The organism is Streptomyces luteolifulvus, from assembly GCF_008806595.1.
GTDB classification, from domain to species: domain Bacteria; phylum Actinomycetota; class Actinomycetes; order Streptomycetales; family Streptomycetaceae; genus Streptomyces; species Streptomyces luteolifulvus.
In genome coordinates this window covers 1-15,895 of the sequence record NZ_VZRB01000046.1, presented here as the reverse complement: position 1 = coordinate 15,895, position 15,895 = coordinate 1, and the positions used below count along the sequence as shown (strand labels likewise).

The following is a 15,895-nucleotide window of genomic DNA, read 5'->3' as shown; positions in this document are numbered from 1 at the left end:
GATGACCATGCCCACGCTCGCCGTGTTCAAGCTGGCGTCCTGCGACGGCTGCCAGCTCACCCTGCTGGACTGCGAGGACGAACTCCTCGCGCTGGCCGGCCGGGTCGAGATCTCCCACTTCCTGGAGGCCTCCAGCACAGTGGCAGCGGGACCGTACGACCTGGTGCTCGTCGAGGGCTCGGTCACCACCGCCGAGGACGCCGAGCGCGTACGCGAGATCCGGGCCTGCGCGCGCCATCTGGTCACCATCGGCGCCTGCGCGACCGCCGGCGGCATCCAGGCCCTCAGGAACTTCGCGGACGTCGACGAGTACCGGCGCACGGTCTACGCGCACCCCGAGTACATCTCGGCTCTCGCCACCTCCACCCCCGTATCGGCCCATGTGGACGTCGACTTCGAACTGCGTGGCTGCCCGATCGACCGACGGCAGCTGCTGGAGGTGATCACGGCGTTCCTGGCCGGGCGCAAGCCCGACATCCCGAGCCACAGCGTGTGCTTCGAGTGCAAGCGGCGCGGCACGGTCTGCGTCACCGTCGCCCACGGCACGCCCTGTCTCGGCCCGGTGACCCACGCGGGGTGCGGGGCGCTGTGCCCGGCGTACGGACGCGGCTGCTACGGCTGCTTCGGGCCGTCGAGATCGGTGAACCTGCCCGCGCTGATCCCGCTGTTGCGCAGGGACGGCCTCGACGAGGACGCCACCGAGCGTCTCCTGCACACCTTCAACGCCCCTGCCTTCGACAAGGAGGTGTCCCGGTGACGCACCGCGGATCCCGTGTGCTGCACGTCGGCTCGCTCTCCCGGGTCGAGGGCGAGGGCGCGCTGCGCCTGTACGTGCAGGACGGCACGGTCACCGAGGCACGGCTCGACATCTACGAACCGCCCCGTTTCTTCGAGGCGTTCCTGCGCGGCCGCTCGTACACCGAGCCGCCGGACATCACCGCCCGGGTGTGCGGAATCTGCCCGGTGGCGTACCAGATGAGCGCCTGCGCGGCGATCGAGGACGCCTGCTGCGCGGACATCGATCCGGCGATCCGTGATCTGCGCAGGCTGCTGTACTGCGGCGAGTGGATCGAGAGCCACGCCCTGCACATCTACCTCCTGCACGCCCCGGACTTCCTCGGCCGCGCGAGCGCGATCGACCTCGCGCGCACGCACCGGGCCGAGGTCGAGCGGGGGCTCCGGCTGAAGAAGGCGGGCAACTCCCTGATGGAACTGCTCGGCGGGCGGGCCATCCACCCGGTCAACGTACGCCTCGGCGGCTTCCACCGCGTGCCCACACGCGCGGAACTTCGGCCGCTGGAACAGGAGTTGACGCAAGCACTGGACGACGCCCGGCAGACCGTTCGGTGGGTGGCGGGTTTCGACATCCCGGACGCCCGTACGGACGCGGACCTGCTGGCGCTGGCCGCCCCGGACACGTACGCCATCGAGAGCGGAACACCGACCGTCCTGCGGTCCGACGGCAGCGTCGACTCGTTTCCGGTGCGGGACTTCACCGACCGGGTCACCGAGACCCATGTGCCGCACTCCACCGCGCTGCACTCGCGGCTCGACGGGCGCCGCCACCTCACCGGCGCGCTCGCCCGGTTCGCGGTCGGCGGCCGCTTCCTGTCCCCCACGGCGCGCGAGGCGGCCCGCGAGGCCGGGCTCGGCGATCCGCGCGAGGGCGCGGTGTGCCGCAATCCCTTCCAGTCCATCCTCGTACGAGCGGTCGAGGTGGTGTACGCCGTCGACGAGGCACTGCGCATCATCACGACGTACGAGCCGCCGGAGCGCCCGTACACCGAGGTGCCGCCGCGCGCGGGCGTCGGGCACGGCGCCACCGAGGCACCACGCGGGCTGCTCTACCACCGCTACGCACTCGGCGCCGACGGCACCGTCACCGACGCCCGGCTCGTGCCGCCCACCGCCCAGAACCAGGGCGCCATCGAGGACGACCTGCGCCGCACGGCGCAGCACGCCATCACCGAACACGACCCGGACGACGCGGAGCTGACGGCGCTGTGCGAGCGGACGATCCGCAACCACGACCCGTGCATCTCCTGCTCCACCCATTTCCTCGACCTCACGGTCGTCCGTACCTCGTCCGACACCTCAGGAGGCCGCCATGCCTGACTCACCGCACACCGTCAGCGATGTGATGACGCACACCGTCGTCGCGGTCGGACGCGACGCGCCCTTCAAGGAGATCGTCGAGCTGTTCGACCAGTGGAAGGTCAGCGCCCTGCCCGTCCTGGAGGGCGAGGGCCGGGTCATCGGCGTCGTCTCCGAGGCCGATCTGCTGCACAAGGAGGAATTCCGGGACGCCGACGAGCAGTCCGGCGAGCTCGCGGACCGGATCAAGGCGGGCGCGGTCACCGCGGGCGAGCTGATGAGCGCCCCGGCCGTCACCGTGCACGCGGACGCCACACTCGCCGAGGCCGCCCGCATCATGGCGCGCCGCCATGTCAAGCGGCTCCCGGTCGTCGACGGGGTCGGCCTGCTCCAGGGCGTGGTCAGCCGAGGCGATCTGCTGAAGGTCTTCCTCCGCTCCGACGAGGAGATCGCCGAGGAGATCCGCAATTCCGTCCTCGGCCGGCTCCCGGTCACCGGCCCCCTGACGGTCGCCGTGGCCGAGGGCGTGGTCACGTTGGCCGGCTCCCTGCCCGAACGCGGGCTGGAGCCCGTCCTGGCCCGGGCCGTACGGGCGGTCGAGGGAGTCGTCGACGTCCGCCTCGACCTGACGCACCGTTGATATACCGGGGCAAAACACCATGAAGTACCTGGACGAATACCGTGACCCCGCGCTCGCCCGGCATCTCCTGGACGAGCTGCGGGAGACGGCCACGCACCCCTGGCGGATCATGGAGGTGTGCGGCGGGCAGACCCACACCCTGGTCCGCCAGGGCATCGACGAGCTGCTGCCCGCCCGGATGCGGATGATCCACGGCCCGGGCTGCCCGGTCTGTGTCACCCCGCTGGAGACCCTCGATCGCGCCATGGCCATCGCCGCCCGGCCCGGCGTCGTCTTCACCAGCTTCGGCGACATGCTGCGTGTGCCCGGCACCGACACCGACCTGCTGTCCCTGCGGGCGCGAGGCGCGGACGTACGCGTCGTCTACACCCCGATGGACGCGGTGCGCATGGCCGCCGGCCACCCCGAGCACGAGGTGGTCTTCCTCGCCGTCGGCTTCGAGACGACGGCGCCGGCCAACGCGATGGCCGTCCTGCACGCCGCCCGCCTCGGCCTGAGGAACTTCTCGGTGCTCGTCAGCCATGTCCTGGTGCCACCGGCGCTGACCGCGCTGCTGGAGGACCCGGACTGCGAGGTGGAGGCGTTCCTCGCCGCCGGACATGTGTGCGCGGTGATGGGCTGGCGCGAGTACGAACCGATCGCCGACCGGTACCGGGTACCCATCGTCGTCACCGGTTTCGAGCCGCTGGATCTGCTGGAGGGCATCCTCATGGCCGTACGGCAGCTGGAGTGGGGCCGCCACGAGGTGGAGAACCAGTACGTGCGGGCCGTGCGCCGCTCCGGAAACACCCGGGCCCAGGACGCCGTCCGCAGGGTCTTCCGGGTCACCGACCGCGCCTGGCGCGGCATCGGCGCACTCCCGGCCAGCGGCCTCGAACTCGCGGAGGAGTACGAGCGGTTCGACGCGGCCCGCCGCTTCGACGTGGCCGGGCTGCGGCCCGCCGAGGACCCCGAGTGCATCGCCGGGGCCGTCCTCACCGGCGCCCGCCTGCCCACCGACTGCACCGCCTACGGCAGTCGCTGCACACCCCGCCATCCCCTCGGCGCGCCCATGGTGTCGTCCGAGGGAACGTGTGCCGCCTTCCACGCGGCCGGACGCACCCCTGCGAGGAGCACGACATGACCATCGACTGCCCCACTCCCCGGCACGAGGACGAGGTCGTCCTGCTGGGCCACGGCGCCGGCGGCCGCCTCTCCGCCGAACTGCTGGACCAGCTGGTGCTGCCCGCGCTCGACGGCGGCGGGGGCCCGCTGGAGGACGCGGCTCTGCTGCCCGGCTACCGGGAGCTGGTGATCAGCACCGACAGTTTCGTCGTCAGCCCGCTGTTCTTCCCCGGCGGGGACATCGGCTCCCTCGCCGTGCACGGCACGGTCAACGACCTGGCCATGCGGGGGGCGTGGCCGCTCGCCCTGTCCGTCTCCCTCATCGTGGAGGAGGGTCTGCCGCTGGCCGAACTCCGTGCGGTGCTCGGCTCGCTGGGGAAGGCGGCACAGAACGCCGGTGTGCCGGTGGTGACCGGGGACACCAAGGTCGTGGGGCGTGGCGCCGCCGACAAGCTGTTCGTCAACACCACCGGCATCGGGCGGCGGCACGGCGCGCTGCACCCGTCCGCCGCGCTGGCCCGGCCCGGCGACACGGTGCTGCTGTCCGGTCCCATCGGGCTGCACGGCACGACCGTGCTGAGCACCCGTGAGCGCCTCGGCTTCGAGAGCGACATCGCCTCCGACACCCGCCCGCTGCACCGGCTGGTGAAGGCGCTGGCCCCGCTCGGCGCCGCCGTCCACGTCCTGCGAGACCCGACACGCGGCGGGCTCGCGGCCGCCCTCAACGAGATCGCCCGTGACTCGTGCGTCGCCGTCGAGATCGACGAGAGCGCCGTGCCGGTTCCCGAGGCCGTCGCCTCGGCATGCGACCTGCTCGGCCTCGACCCGCTGATCGTGGCCAACGAGGGCTGCCTGGTCGCCTTCGTCAGCGCCCCGGCGGCCGACGACGCCCTGGCCGCCATGCGCTCCGTGCCGGAGGGAACGGAAGCGGTCCGGATCGGCGAAGTGCCCCCGCACGGGCCGGACGGACGGGTGTCCCTGCGGACGCTGGTGGGTGCGCGACGCATCGTGGAGATGCCGTTGGGCGAGCAGCTTCCGCGCATCTGCTGAGCGTCCACGCACCGTGCAGCCGCAGGTCCGGACCCGTCCTTTCGGCTCACATCCTGCGCAGCCATTCGTCGGCGATGCCGTGCATGGCCTGCTCGTCGGGCTTGACGCGGGAGTCGTCCAGCCGGTGGGTGAGCTGGTCGACCACCGCGACCACGCCGTCGATCTGGCGGGTCATCGAGACGGCGATCTCCGTCTCGCTCTTGCGTTCCATGCTGCCGTCGAGGGTCACCACGCCCTCGGCCACGGAGACCTGGATGGTTCCCGGCTCCAGCCACATCGCACGGACCAGCACTTCTTCGATCACCTCGCGCCGTATGTCGTCGTCCGTCCGCAGGAAGACCTGGAGCAGGTCGCGGCGGGTGACGATCCCGACGAGCCGGTCCTCAGCATCCAGGACGGGCAGCCGCTCCACGCGCCGCTTCGCCATGGTCCGGGCGGCCTCGACGATGGTGTCGTCGGCGTGCACGGTGATGGCCGGCTCGGTCATCAGCTGGCCGGCGGTGCGGGCCTTCGCCTTCGCCGTCTGCCGACGCGCGCTGTGGGTCAGCTCGGCAAGCCGGAGATGCCGCTTGTGCTCGTGCGGGTCCGGAGTCTCTGCCTGGCGGACCATCAGGTCGGTCTCGGAAATGACTCCGATGACCTTCTCGTCGTCGTCCACCACGGGCAGTCCGCTGATGCGGTGGTCGGCGAGCAGCCGGGCCACCTCCTTGAACGGGGTGTCATACGTTGCGCGCACGACGTCCGGGGTCATCACGGACCCGATCTTGTTGTGCTTCATGACGGTTCCTCCTAGCGGAGTCGGCGCAGATAGGGGTCCTGAGGCCTGCGCGGCAGCAGGCGCAGGCGCACGTCGAGCACGCTGACCGCGTCCGGTGTCGCCAGCACGGGGTTGAAGTCGGCCTCGGCGAGCTGGGGCAGGTCGGCCGCCATCCGGGACAGGCGCAGCAGCAGCTGCTCAAGCCCCTCGAGATCGGCCGGTCCGTTGCCGTGCGCGCCGAACAGGAGGGGGGCGCAGCGCGGTGCGGTGATCAGGTCGTGCACGTCGTGGTCGGTGAGCGGGGCGAGCCGGGCGGCGTGGTCGCGGAGCACCTCGGTCGCGGTGCCGCCCAGTCCGAACAGGACGAGCGGGCCGAAGACCTCGTCCTGGACGACTCCGGCGAGCAGTTCCGTACCGCGGGCGGCCAGCGGCTGGACGACGACTCCGGTCAGCAGGCCGGCGAAGCGCGTCTCGAAGTCACGGAAGGCGGCGCGCACTTGATGGGCACCCTGGAGATCGAGATGGACGGCGTGCTGCTCGCTCTTGTGCAGCAGCCCCGGCCAGTAGGCCTTCAGCACCACGCGGCCGTCGGGGCCGCGCAGCCGCTCGGCGGCCGTCACGGCCTCGTCCTCGGTCTCGGCCCACGCCGAGGCGATCTGGGGGATGCCGTACAGGGACAGTAGTTCGGCGCAGACGCGCGGTTCGAGCCAGCCGCCGTCGGGGTGCGCGGCCAGATACGTCTCGACGACCTCGTGGGCGCGCTGCGTCTGGACGCCGTCGAGGTCCGGCTTCGTGCCGGCGGGCCGGCTCAGCCAGGCCGCTCGGGCGGCGGCGTGGGCCAGCGCCCGTGCCGCCGCCTGGGGTTCGGCGTACGAGGGGATCGCGCCGCCGTCCGCGGCGGGCAGCAGCCGGACGGGGAGGTCCTGTTCGAGCCGTACCGCGAGGACCGGCTTCGTCCGGCGCGCCGGGCCGCCGGTGAGAGCGCGGACGAGGTCGTCGCCGGTCGCCACGGCGACCGCGGTGGGGACGAGGGCCAGCAGGACCGCGTCGACGCCGGGATGGCGCAGGATCCGGTCCAGGCAGTTGCTGAGCTGGTCCTCCGTGACGGCGGCTGTGGCGTCCACGGGGTTGCCCACGGAGGCACCGTCGGGGAGCACGGCCAGCAGGTCCTCGACCGTTTCGGGGGTGAAGGACGGCAGGGCGAGGCCCGCCTCCGCGCAGGCGTCCGCGGCCAGGACGCCCGCGCCGCCGGCGTTGGTGACGACGGCGACGCGACTGCCCGCCGGGAGCGGCTGGGCGTGCATCAGCGCGGCGGTCTCCAGGAGTTCGCCGACCGAGCGGGTGGCGGTGATGCCGGCCTGAGCGAACAGTGCCTGCCGGGTCATGGTGCGGGTGGCCGCGGCCGCGGTGTGCGAGGCGGCGGCACGGCGGCCCGCGTCGGTGCGGCCCGCGTCCACGGTGAGGACCGGCATCCGGCGGGTGACCCGCCTGGCGGTGCGGGAGAACGCCCGCGGGTTGCCGAACGACTCCAGGTGCAGCAGGGCGAGGTCGGTGCGCCCGTCGCTCTCCCACCACTGGAGCATGTCGTTGCCGCTGACGTCGTACTTGTCGCCGAGCGACGCGAACGACGACACACCGATGCCGAGCCGCGACAGCCCCTCGAGCAGCGCGATGCCGACGCCGCCGGACTGCACGGCGACGCCTGCGGTGCCGGGACGTGGATGCCCGGCGGCGAACGTCGCGTCCAGGGAGATCGCGGGGTCGGTGTGGGAGATTCCGAGGCAGTTCGGCCCGACGAGCCGCATGCCGTAGGCGCGGCAGGCCGTCAGCAGGGCCTGTGCCCGAGCGCGGTCGAGGCCGGCGGAGACGACGAGGAGTGCCCGCACGCCGGCCCGGCCGCACTCCTCGGCGGCGGCCGGGACCGCGGCCGCCGGAACCGCGACCACCGCGAGGTCCGGGGTCCTGGGCAGGGCGCCGACCGACGGGTGGCAGGGCACGCCGAGGATCGACGTCGCGGAGGGGTTCACCGCGAACAGCCGTCCGGTGAAGCCGCCCGTGCGCAGGTGGTGCAGGACGGCCCGCCCCACGGACCCGGCCTTGCGTCCCGCGCCGACCACGGCGACCGTGCGCGGCCGCAGCAGCGGCTCCAGACTGGCCACGTCGGCGCCCCTGCCCCGCTCCTCCACGGCCGACAGATAGGTGTCGTCCTCACCGAGCTCGACGGTGCACCGCACCTGGGGACCGTCGAAGTGGCGGGCGGTGCGCAGGCCGAGGTCGGCGAAGAGGCGGAGCACCTCGTGGTTCTCGCTCAGCGCGTCGGCGGAGAAGGTGGTGATGCCCTCCGCGCGGGCGGCCGAGACCAGGTGCTCCACGAGAAGGGTGCCGACGCCGCGATGGTGCAGCCCGTCGGCGACGGCGATGGAGATCTCCGCCGTGTCCTTCCCGTCACCCGTGTCGTAGTCGGCGAGGCCGATCACCTGCCCCTGCCGCTCCGCGAGCAGGCACCGGTATCCGGCACGGGGCGGCGCACAGGCCCGGTCCGCAGCCGGCTCGGCCGAATGCCGGCTCGCCACGAAGAACCGCCGCCGGAGGTTCTCCGGGGACATCTCCTCGTACAGTCCCTGCACCTGCGCGTGATCGTGCGGCTCCACGGCCCGGATCCGGACGGTGGTCCCGTCCGCGAGCAGCGCGTGGACAGGGGGCCGGCTGTTGTCCGTCATCACACGTCTCCTCCCAGCATCCTCGCACTTCGAGGGTCCGACGGATCAGGTGCTCGGCCCATGGGCTGTACGGGGCCGACGGGGGGCCGGTCGGCCCTGACTCACGCCACCGGTACGGCCGGTCGGTCCGGGGTCACGTATGAGGGACGACGGCGACCGGGCAGCGGACGTGATGCAGCGCCGCGTGCGTCACGGGGCCGATGTGGGTTCCCAGGCGGCTGTCCCGTATCCGCCGTCCCACGACGACGAGGGAGGCTCCGTAGGACGCACGCACGAGTTCGGAAGCGGCCCGCCCCTCGACAACGCTCTCGACCACCAAGACCCCGGGAAACTTCTCGCACCACGGGCGCAGCGTCGCGATGACGGAGCGTTCCTGCGCCGCGAGGATCTCCGGTCCGGACGGCTTGCCCGTACGGATCTCCGTGTCGAAGTACGGCGGGACGCTGTAGGCATGCACCACCCGCAGACCGGCACCGCAGCGCCGGGCGGCCTCGAAGGCGAACTCGATCAGCTCGTCGCAGGGTTGCCCGGTGTCCAGGCCGAGAACGACGTCACGGAAGGGGATCTCGGGGATCTCCTCCGGTGATACCCCGTCGAGCGCCGGCAGGTGCTCGTCGGCGGCGGTCTCGCGCGCCCGAACGAGCACCACGGGGCGTGCGGACCGGGCGACGACCCGCTGGGACACCGAACCGATGATGAATCCGGCGACGCCGCCGATACCTCGGGAGCCGAGCACCAGCAGCTCCGGTTCCGAGGCGAGCAGGGCGTCGACCGCGGAGCCGGTCTCCAGTCGACCGACGACGTTCAGGCCCGGGTGTGCGGCGCGGACGCTTCGCCCGGCCTCGTCCAGCGTCTGCTCGGCCCACCCGCGCTGGGTGCTGCCCATCGGCACCGAGGCAGGCGGGCGCGGGTACCACTTCCAGGCGTGGATCAGCTGCAGCGCCGCTCCCCGACGCAGCGCCTCCCGGGCCGCCCAGTGTGCGGCCGCGAGGCTCTCGGGGGATCCGTCGACTCCCGCGGCGACATACCGAACCATGATGCGCACCTCCTGCGTACGGACCTGTTTGCCTCCTGGTCAAGACTGGCCCCGGAGAGGGCCTCGGCGCAGGAGCCGCACAGTCCTTTCCGGGGGCCCTTCGGCCCTGGGCGTCGTGTCGTCGTGGATGTGTCGCCTGCACGGGTCATCACCGGGATGTGGTCGTCGTGCCTTTCGTGAACGGCTCGGGCACACGGGATGGGCCGGGCGGCCCTCCGGGTGGCCCGGGCGGCCCCTGCCGCAACCGTGGCACAGCGACAAGGCTGAGATCCGCGCGGCCCTTCCGACGGCTCGTCGGAATGCGTCGGTGAGGTCACCGGCTCGAGGTCCCCGCCGCCGAGGTGATGTCATGAGCGCCCCCACGGGACACGCAAGCAGTCGGCAGGCCGTGCTCGAATGTGCGCACCTCGTCCGGCGGTTCGGCGAGCGGACCGCCGTCGACGACGTGAGTATGCGCATCGCACCGGGTGAGACGTACGGTCTGCTCGGGCCCAACGGCGCGGGGAAGACGACGACGATCAGGATGGTCTGCGGGCTGCTGCGCCCCGACGCAGGGTCCGTGTACGTGGCGGGGCGCGCGATGAGCACCGCCGCCGGACCGGCCAAGCAGCTCATCGGCTTCGTCCCGCAGGACGTGGCCCTCTACCCCGACCTCAGCGTCCGCGAGAACCTCCGCTTCTTCGGCAGGCTCTACCGGCTGCCGCGCCGCCGGCTGGAGCGCCGCGTCGACGAGGTGCTGCACCTCGTCGACCTGGGTTCCCGGGCCGGTGACCGCGTCGACTCGCTGTCCGGCGGCATGCGCCGGCGGCTCAACATCGGCGCCGGGCTGGTGCACTCCCCCACCCTGCTCGTGCTGGACGAGCCGACGGTCGGCGTCGATCCGCAGAGCCGGCACGCGATCCTCGAGAGCGTCCACCGGTTCGGCGAGGAAGGCATGGCCGTCCTGTACACGACCCACTACATGGAGGAGGCGGAGCGCCTGTGCGACCGCGTGGGGATCATCGACCGGGGCCGTCTGGTCGCCGAGGGCACCCCGCGGGAACTGGTGGCGCTGGTGGCCGAACGCGACCGGGTGCGGCTGACCGCCGTCGGAAACCTGACGGCGTACGCAAAGGCGTGCCGGCGCATGGCGCGGATCGAGGGTGCGGCCCGCAGCGGCGAGCACGGGGACGTGGTGGAGCTGGTCGTCAAGGACGCGCGCAGTCTGCTGCCCGACCTGCTCGACCTCGCCCACGAGCAGGGCGTCGGCGTCCGCAGCGTGGAGATCGACGAGCCCGACCTGGAATCGGTCTTCCTCCACCTGACCGGCACCGCGCTGAGGGAATGAGCCGTCGTGTCCGCCGTCCTCGCCATCGCCGCCAAGGACCTGCGGCAGCGCCTGCGCGACCGGTCCGCCTGGGTGATCGTGTTCCTGGCCCCGGTGCTGATCTCCGCCCTGATGGCCCTGGCGTTCAACAACAACTCCGAGTTCCGCGCGAACATCGGCGTCGTGGACCTGGACCGGGGCCCGGCCGCTGTCGGCCTCACCGAGGTGCTGAAGAGTCCGGAACTCGCGGACACGGTCCATGTGCGGGCGTACGACGACGAGAGCGCCGCCCGACGGGCGGTGGACGCGGGCGGCGTGCACGCCGCGATCGTCGTGCCCGAGGGGTTCAGTGCGGCGTTGCACGGTGGCAGGGCCACACCCCTCACCGTTCTGGACAGCGTCGACTACGGCCTGCAGGCGCAGCTCGCCCGGGCGGTCACCGAGTCGTACGTCGCGCAGGTCAACGCCGACCGGCTGTCGGTCGCCACGGCCGTCGCCGCGGGCGCCTCACAGACGGACATCCCGCAACTCGCCGCCAAGGCAGCCCTGTTGCATCTGCCTGAACAAGTCCGGGCACAGGGGCTGCCCGACGACCCGCTGAAGGTGATCAGCTACTTCGGGCCGAGCATGGGCATGTTCTTCGTTCTGTTCACCGTCGGTTTCGGGGCCCGCGGCTACTTCGTCGAGCAGCAGCAGGGCACCCTCGACCGGATCTCCGCGGCGCCCGTCGGGCGGGGTGCGCTGCTGATCGGCAAGTCCGTGTCGACGTTCGTCTACAGCCTGGCCGGACTCCTCACGGTCACGCTCGTGTCGTGGCTCGCCTTCGGTGCGCGCTGGGCGGACCCGGTCGGCGTCGCGGCCCTCAGCGTGGCCATGGCAGTGTGCATGGTGTGTCTGACCGCGCTGGTCATCGCTCTCGTGCGCACCGAGCAACAGGCGCAGGGGCTGGCGTCCGTCCTCGTGTTCGCCCTCGTCCTGCTCGGTGGCAACTTCGTCTTCGCCTCCGGCAGCACGCCGATGATCCGCCGCCTCGCGCTGTTCACGCCCAACGGCTGGGCCCTGCGCGGATTCACCGACCTCGGCACGGGGGTGCGCGGCTGGGACGCCGTCGGCGCCCCGCTGCTCGGCATCGCAGCGTTCTCGGCAGCCGTGGCCGCACTGACGGCTGTGCTCCTTCGGCTGAGGAGGACGACATGACCGCGCTCGCCGTGACCCGGGCCACCCTCCTGCGCGTACTGCGCGACCGTACCGCGCTGTTCTTCATGGTGCTGCTCCCGGTGGCGATCATCGTCGTCATCGGCGTGACGGTCAGCGGCTTCGACCAGTTCCGCATCGGTCTCGTCCCCTCGGCCCGACCCGGCCCCGTCGCCGCGGAGTTGACCGCGGACCTGCAGGATTCTCCCGGGCTGCGCACCCGTACCTACGACACCGCGGCCGACGCGACGACCGCGTTGCGCCGCGCCGAGCTGGACGCGGTGGTGCTGGTGCCGTCCGGACTCGACGCGGACGTGCGAGCCGGGCGGTCCGTCACCGTTCGGGTGCTGGTGGAGCCCTCGGGCAGCGCCGGGCACGGGGCCGTGTCGTCGGTGTCGGCCGTGGTGGCCGAGCACGCGGCGCGTCTGCAGGCGGCCCGCTTCGCGGGCGACGTGACCGGCGGCGCCTTCGACGACAATCTGACGCTGGCCCGTGGCGCCGAACAGGCCGCGGCCCCCATCGCCGTACGCAGTGAGACCGTCAACGGCCAGAGCGACTTCCTCCCGTTGGGCTACAGCTACAGCACCCCGACCATGCTGGTGCTGTTCGTGTTCATCAACGCTCTGGCGGGTGGTGCGACCATCGTGCAGACGCGCCGGACGGGGGTGTACGCGCGGGCGCTGGCGGCGCCCGTCTCGGCCCGCACCCTGGTGTTCGGCGAGACCGTCGCCTATCTGCTGCTGGCCCTGCTGCAGTCCGTACTGATCATCGGCATAGGAGCGCTGGCCTTCGATGTCGCCTGGGGCGATCCGCTCGCGGCCGGAGCCCTGGTCGCCGTGTGGGCGCTGGTGGGCACCGGCGCCGGTGTGCTGGCGGGAGCACTGTTCCGTACACCCGAACAGGTGCACGCCATAGGCCCCGCCGTCGGCATCGGACTGGGCATGCTCGGCGGCTGCATGTGGCCCCTGGCCCTGGTCCCCGACTGGCTGCGCACCGCCGGGCACGCGGTACCGCACGCATGGGCCGTCGACGCGTGGACGACGCTGCTCTCCCGGGGCGGGGACCTGCCCGCCATCCTGCGCGACCTCGCCGTCCTCACGGCCTTCGCAGCCGGCCTCGTCACCCTCGCGTCCCTGGCGCTGCGGCACCGCCTGACGACCAGCACCGGGGCGTGATCACAGATCGGGGAAGCGGGCGTCCCCGTGGTGACGGTGCTGTCCATCAAGGGCCGTTCGACACGAGCATGGTGCCACTCGGCCCACGCACGGCCCGCCGGCCGGGGCCACTGTGGGAGAGAGGCCATCCGGGAGGCTGCCATGACCCGACTCTCCGACAGCAACGGCATTGTGGTGGGCGTCGACGGATCCGAGGCGGCCGTGGCCGCCCTGCGCTGGGCCGTCCAACAGGCGCGCACCCTGCACACGGAGGTGGTCGCCGTCCACGCCTGGGAGCCGACCGCACGCCGCTTCGCGCCCTACGCCCCGGCTTCAGCCCGTCCCACGGTCGCCGAGGAGCGCGAGCAGGCCGCCGAACTCCTCGCCTCGGCAGTGCGGAGGGCCTTCGGTCCGCGGATCGACAATGCCGTACGGGTCGTACTGGTCGAAGGGCCTCCCGCGAGGGTGCTGCCCCAGCAGGCGCGGGGAGCCCTTCTGCTGGCTCTGGGGCGCAGGGCCCACGGACAGTACGAACTGCCCGCCATCGGCTCGGTGGGCCGCGCCTGCCTGCGGCACGCGACCGTCCCGGTGGTGACCGTGCCCGTCTCCGACCGGTCCGCGCCACGGCTCAGGACGGTCGTGACTGCCACTTCCGCACCGAGCCGGCCCGCGCAACGGGCGGGGTGAGGAAGCGCGAGGTGACGTCATGGACATCTGGTGGGATACGCGACAGCCCATGGTTCGACCCGCGAGATCACCCAACACTTGGCCGACACCTTGAGCAAGGCCGGGCTGACGGCCGAGGCAAGGGCGTGGAAACCGTGGACGACTCCGACGCGTACGGCGCGTTCGTCCTCGGCAGTGCCGTGCACGGGCAGGCCTGGCTGGAATCGGCCAGGGCCTTCGTCCGCGGCAACCTCGACGTGCTCGGCCGCCAGCCCGTGTGGATCTTCAGCGTAGGACCGCGCCAGTGGCGCCGACGCACGTTGGCGAGGCCCTGGAAGGTCCGCAGTCAAAGAGGACGCGCGCGTGGTGGCTCTCGACGAGAAACTGCTGCCGGTGACGGTCTCCACGCCGCCCAGGAACGTGAGCAGCGCGGGCCGGGCATGCGTCGGCCGGTCCGTCGCGCTCGGCACCACGGTGGTCATGACGTCGCTCTCCTTCTCGGGTGTGGCCGGTCGGCCATGGCAGTGCCACGGACGGTGTGGTCAAGGGCCGAGGAAGACATGACGGCCATGGCTCCATGGCTTCTCCCTGCGTGGTCTGTACAAGTGGGCAGCGAACGGATTCGCCGTCAGCGCCTGACCGTAAGGGGCACGGTGTCCTCTATGACGGCGTGGCCGTCCTCCGGGGACTCCCAGTAGGCCGTGAGCTTTCCGGCTCCCGAGCGGGTCGCCTTGTAGGGGAACGTAACGTCGAACGTGCCGCGGGTGCCGGTGCCGGACGTCGCCGTGGCGTAGATGTTCGCCGCAGTGCGCCCCGCGGCGTCGGTGATCTTCAGACGGAGGGTCGCCTCGAACGTGTTGGCGCTCCCCCACACCCGCACGGGAGTGCGGATGGTGTCGCCGATCAGCGGCGACTCGACAAGGATCAGTGGCGCCAGGTCCTCGAAGTCCGCACGGCCGACAGGGCCGTTGAGGACGATGCCCTCGCCGCCGAAGGACGTCACGGGCTTGCCGTCCAGCTCGAATCGCACCTTCTCGATGGCCGGGAAGCGGGTCGCGGTGAACACCACCTGGGCAAGCCGGGCCCGCATCGACAGGCTTCCGCCGCCGTCGTCGTACCGCCCGGACAGATCCACCGTGGCCACGTGGCGGTTCACCACGACCGAGTTGAGCGTCGTGCCCGCGGGAATGGTCGTCGTTCGCCCGTGGCCGCGTTCGTAGGAGCTGGGCCCGGCCAGCAGGGCGCGCAGCGCACCGGCCGCGGTGGTGGGCGGAGCTACTGTGCGCGGGGCGGGCGAGACCTTCTCCCCGTGCAGGAAGTACACGGACGCGCGCACTTGGCGCTGTCCACCGCCAGGGGTCGTCGGCGACGCCGATGTGCGCGGCGCCTGGGGGGTACCGGGTCCGGTGGTCCCGTCCCGGCCGGGTGTGCTGGTCCCCCCCTCGCCGGAGCCCCCGCTGGTGCCGCCCGTGCTCGGTGAGCTTGGTCGGCCGGCGCCGGGCGAGGAGCCCGACTCGCCGGTGTCGCTGTCGCACGCGCTCGTCGCAGTGGACAGCAGCAGGGCGGCCACGACCAGGACGATCGGTCGACGCGGCCGGCGGAACGTGCGCCTGGTGGAGATTTCGGTACGCATGACAGCCTCCTCCGACGATCCCAGACAACGCCTCCGGCCAAGACGTCCCAAGTGCCGTACGACCCCCGGTGGGTGGGCCGTACGGCACTGGTTCCGGGGGCCGGACGGCGAGTGGTTGACGGCGGATCAGATCGTCGCTGCCAGCCCCGGGCCGATCAGGACAGCTGCACAGATCAACGGCCACAGCAGGGGAATGGGCCTGGGCGTTTCCTGTTCGCCGTCCTGGGCTCCGATGCTCTCCGGCTCAGTCGGCGGCCCGGTGACGCTGAGCAAAGGCGGGCAGGACCGTGCCGCGGCAGCACGTATCGCGGTGCAGGTGTCAGAAGAGCTGGGGGCTGCTTCTGCGGCGCAGGTCGCCCCCGACGTAGTGCTGTTCCAGCAGCGCCTTCGGCGCCTCGCCGGTGAACCTGCCGATTAAGAGGTCGCGCAGATAGGCGTGTACTACTCATGGACGGCGGTGCGGGCGTTCGTCCCAGCGGTGGGTGGTCCATGCCTGGCGGATCAGGCTACGTACGGTGATGATCGTGTCGGCGAGGTCGAA

At 72.1% G+C, this 15,895-nt stretch carries 14 protein-coding genes and 1 pseudogene; 9 read left to right on the top strand and 6 right to left on the bottom strand.

Translation table 11 applies throughout. The features are described from left to right. Position 1 precedes the first annotated feature (1 nt). From F7R91_RS37290 to hypE, 5 genes are read left to right on the top strand one after another with little or no spacing between them, the layout of a single operon-like run. Positions 2–757: an NADH-quinone oxidoreductase subunit B family protein gene (locus tag F7R91_RS37290; RefSeq protein ID WP_150957651.1), complete on the top strand. Its 756-nt coding sequence runs from the start codon at positions 2–4 to the stop codon at positions 755–757. Next, on the top strand, positions 754–2,115 hold the full coding sequence (locus F7R91_RS37285; RefSeq protein WP_150957649.1) for a Ni/Fe hydrogenase subunit alpha: 1,362 nt from the start codon (positions 754–756) through the stop codon (positions 2,113–2,115). The genes F7R91_RS37290 and F7R91_RS37285 overlap by 4 nt, the downstream gene beginning before the upstream one ends. After that, positions 2,108–2,734 (top strand): CBS domain-containing protein, encoded by a 627-nt coding sequence (locus F7R91_RS37280; RefSeq protein WP_150957647.1) that lies wholly within the window; start codon positions 2,108–2,110, stop codon positions 2,732–2,734. Before F7R91_RS37285 ends, F7R91_RS37280 begins: the two co-directional genes overlap by 8 nt. Before the next feature lie 19 nt (positions 2,735–2,753). After that, positions 2,754–3,857, top strand: a complete 1,104-nt coding sequence (hypD, locus tag F7R91_RS37275; RefSeq protein WP_150957645.1) for a hydrogenase formation protein HypD — start codon at positions 2,754–2,756, stop codon at positions 3,855–3,857. Then, a complete protein-coding gene (gene hypE, locus F7R91_RS37270) occupies positions 3,854–4,888 on the top strand; it encodes a hydrogenase expression/formation protein HypE (protein WP_150957644.1) in 1,035 nt (344 codons plus the stop codon). The genes hypD and hypE overlap by 4 nt, the downstream gene beginning before the upstream one ends. Positions 4,889–4,934: 46 nt before the next feature. Here hypE and F7R91_RS37265 read toward each other — a convergent pair whose 3' ends face one another. The 3 genes from F7R91_RS37265 to F7R91_RS37255 form a co-directional block, all read right to left on the bottom strand. Continuing rightward, positions 4,935–5,666, bottom strand: coding sequence for a CBS domain-containing protein (locus F7R91_RS37265; RefSeq protein ID WP_150957642.1), 732 nt, complete (start codon positions 5,664–5,666; stop codon positions 4,935–4,937). A gap of 11 nt (positions 5,667–5,677) precedes the next feature. Then, positions 5,678–8,365 (bottom strand): bifunctional acetate--CoA ligase family protein/GNAT family N-acetyltransferase, encoded by a 2,688-nt coding sequence (locus tag F7R91_RS37260; protein WP_150957640.1) that lies wholly within the window; start codon positions 8,363–8,365, stop codon positions 5,678–5,680. Between the two features lie 133 nt (positions 8,366–8,498). Beyond that, positions 8,499–9,401, bottom strand: coding sequence for a universal stress protein (locus F7R91_RS37255; RefSeq protein WP_150957638.1), 903 nt, complete (start codon positions 9,399–9,401; stop codon positions 8,499–8,501). Between the two features lie 349 nt (positions 9,402–9,750). Between F7R91_RS37255 and F7R91_RS37250 the strand changes: the two genes are divergently transcribed. From F7R91_RS37250 to F7R91_RS37235, 4 genes are all read left to right on the top strand, one after another. Then, on the top strand, positions 9,751–10,728 hold the full coding sequence (locus F7R91_RS37250) for an ABC transporter ATP-binding protein (protein ID WP_150957636.1): 978 nt from the start codon (positions 9,751–9,753) through the stop codon (positions 10,726–10,728). 6 nt (positions 10,729–10,734) lie between these two features. Next, entirely contained in the window at positions 10,735–11,904 is a 1,170-nt protein-coding gene (locus tag F7R91_RS37245; protein WP_150957634.1) for an ABC transporter permease, read from the top strand. Beyond that, complete coding sequence (locus F7R91_RS37240; RefSeq protein ID WP_150957632.1) at positions 11,901–13,076, top strand: ABC transporter permease; 1,176 nt, start codon at positions 11,901–11,903, stop codon at positions 13,074–13,076. Before F7R91_RS37245 ends, F7R91_RS37240 begins: the two co-directional genes overlap by 4 nt. 141 nt (positions 13,077–13,217) lie before the next feature. Further along, positions 13,218–13,742 (top strand): universal stress protein, encoded by a 525-nt coding sequence (locus tag F7R91_RS37235; protein WP_150957630.1) that lies wholly within the window; start codon positions 13,218–13,220, stop codon positions 13,740–13,742. Positions 13,743–13,759: 17 nt separating this feature from the next. On the opposite strand, the gene F7R91_RS43325 is transcribed toward F7R91_RS37235, so the two are convergent. From F7R91_RS43325 to F7R91_RS37220, 3 genes and pseudogenes are all read right to left on the bottom strand, one after another. Continuing rightward, a complete protein-coding gene (locus tag F7R91_RS43325; protein WP_225321009.1) occupies positions 13,760–14,203 on the bottom strand; it encodes a hypothetical protein in 444 nt (147 codons plus the stop codon). A gap of 146 nt (positions 14,204–14,349) precedes the next feature. Next, positions 14,350–15,354: a GerMN domain-containing protein gene (locus F7R91_RS37225; protein ID WP_225321008.1), complete on the bottom strand. Its 1,005-nt coding sequence runs from the start codon at positions 15,352–15,354 to the stop codon at positions 14,350–14,352. Positions 15,355–15,799: 445 nt separating this feature from the next. Next, positions 15,800–15,895 (bottom strand): annotated as a pseudogene (locus F7R91_RS37220) (IS5/IS1182 family transposase); the annotation flags it as partial.

Excerpts from the sequence above, each read along its gene's own strand:
- F7R91_RS37290 (WP_150957651.1), top strand. The coding sequence starts at position 2 with ATGACCATGCCCACGCTCGCCGTGTTCAAGCTGGCGTCCTGCGACGGC.
- F7R91_RS37280 (WP_150957647.1), top strand. The coding sequence starts at position 2,108 with ATGCCTGACTCACCGCACACCGTCAGCGATGTGATGACGCACACCGTC.
- hypD (WP_150957645.1), top strand. The coding sequence starts at position 2,754 with ATGAAGTACCTGGACGAATACCGTGACCCCGCGCTCGCCCGGCATCTC.
- hypE (WP_150957644.1), top strand. The coding sequence starts at position 3,854 with ATGACCATCGACTGCCCCACTCCCCGGCACGAGGACGAGGTCGTCCTG.
- F7R91_RS37265 (WP_150957642.1), bottom strand. The coding sequence starts at position 5,666 with ATGAAGCACAACAAGATCGGGTCCGTGATGACCCCGGACGTCGTGCGC.
- F7R91_RS37260 (WP_150957640.1), bottom strand. The coding sequence starts at position 8,365 with ATGACGGACAACAGCCGGCCCCCTGTCCACGCGCTGCTCGCGGACGGG.
- F7R91_RS37255 (WP_150957638.1), bottom strand. The coding sequence starts at position 9,401 with ATGGTTCGGTATGTCGCCGCGGGAGTCGACGGATCCCCCGAGAGCCTC.
- F7R91_RS37250 (WP_150957636.1), top strand. The coding sequence starts at position 9,751 with ATGAGCGCCCCCACGGGACACGCAAGCAGTCGGCAGGCCGTGCTCGAA.
- F7R91_RS37240 (WP_150957632.1), top strand. The coding sequence starts at position 11,901 with ATGACCGCGCTCGCCGTGACCCGGGCCACCCTCCTGCGCGTACTGCGC.
- F7R91_RS37235 (WP_150957630.1), top strand. The coding sequence starts at position 13,218 with ATGACCCGACTCTCCGACAGCAACGGCATTGTGGTGGGCGTCGACGGA.
- F7R91_RS43325 (WP_225321009.1), bottom strand. The coding sequence starts at position 14,203 with ATGACCACCGTGGTGCCGAGCGCGACGGACCGGCCGACGCATGCCCGG.
- F7R91_RS37225 (WP_225321008.1), bottom strand. The coding sequence starts at position 15,354 with ATGCGTACCGAAATCTCCACCAGGCGCACGTTCCGCCGGCCGCGTCGA.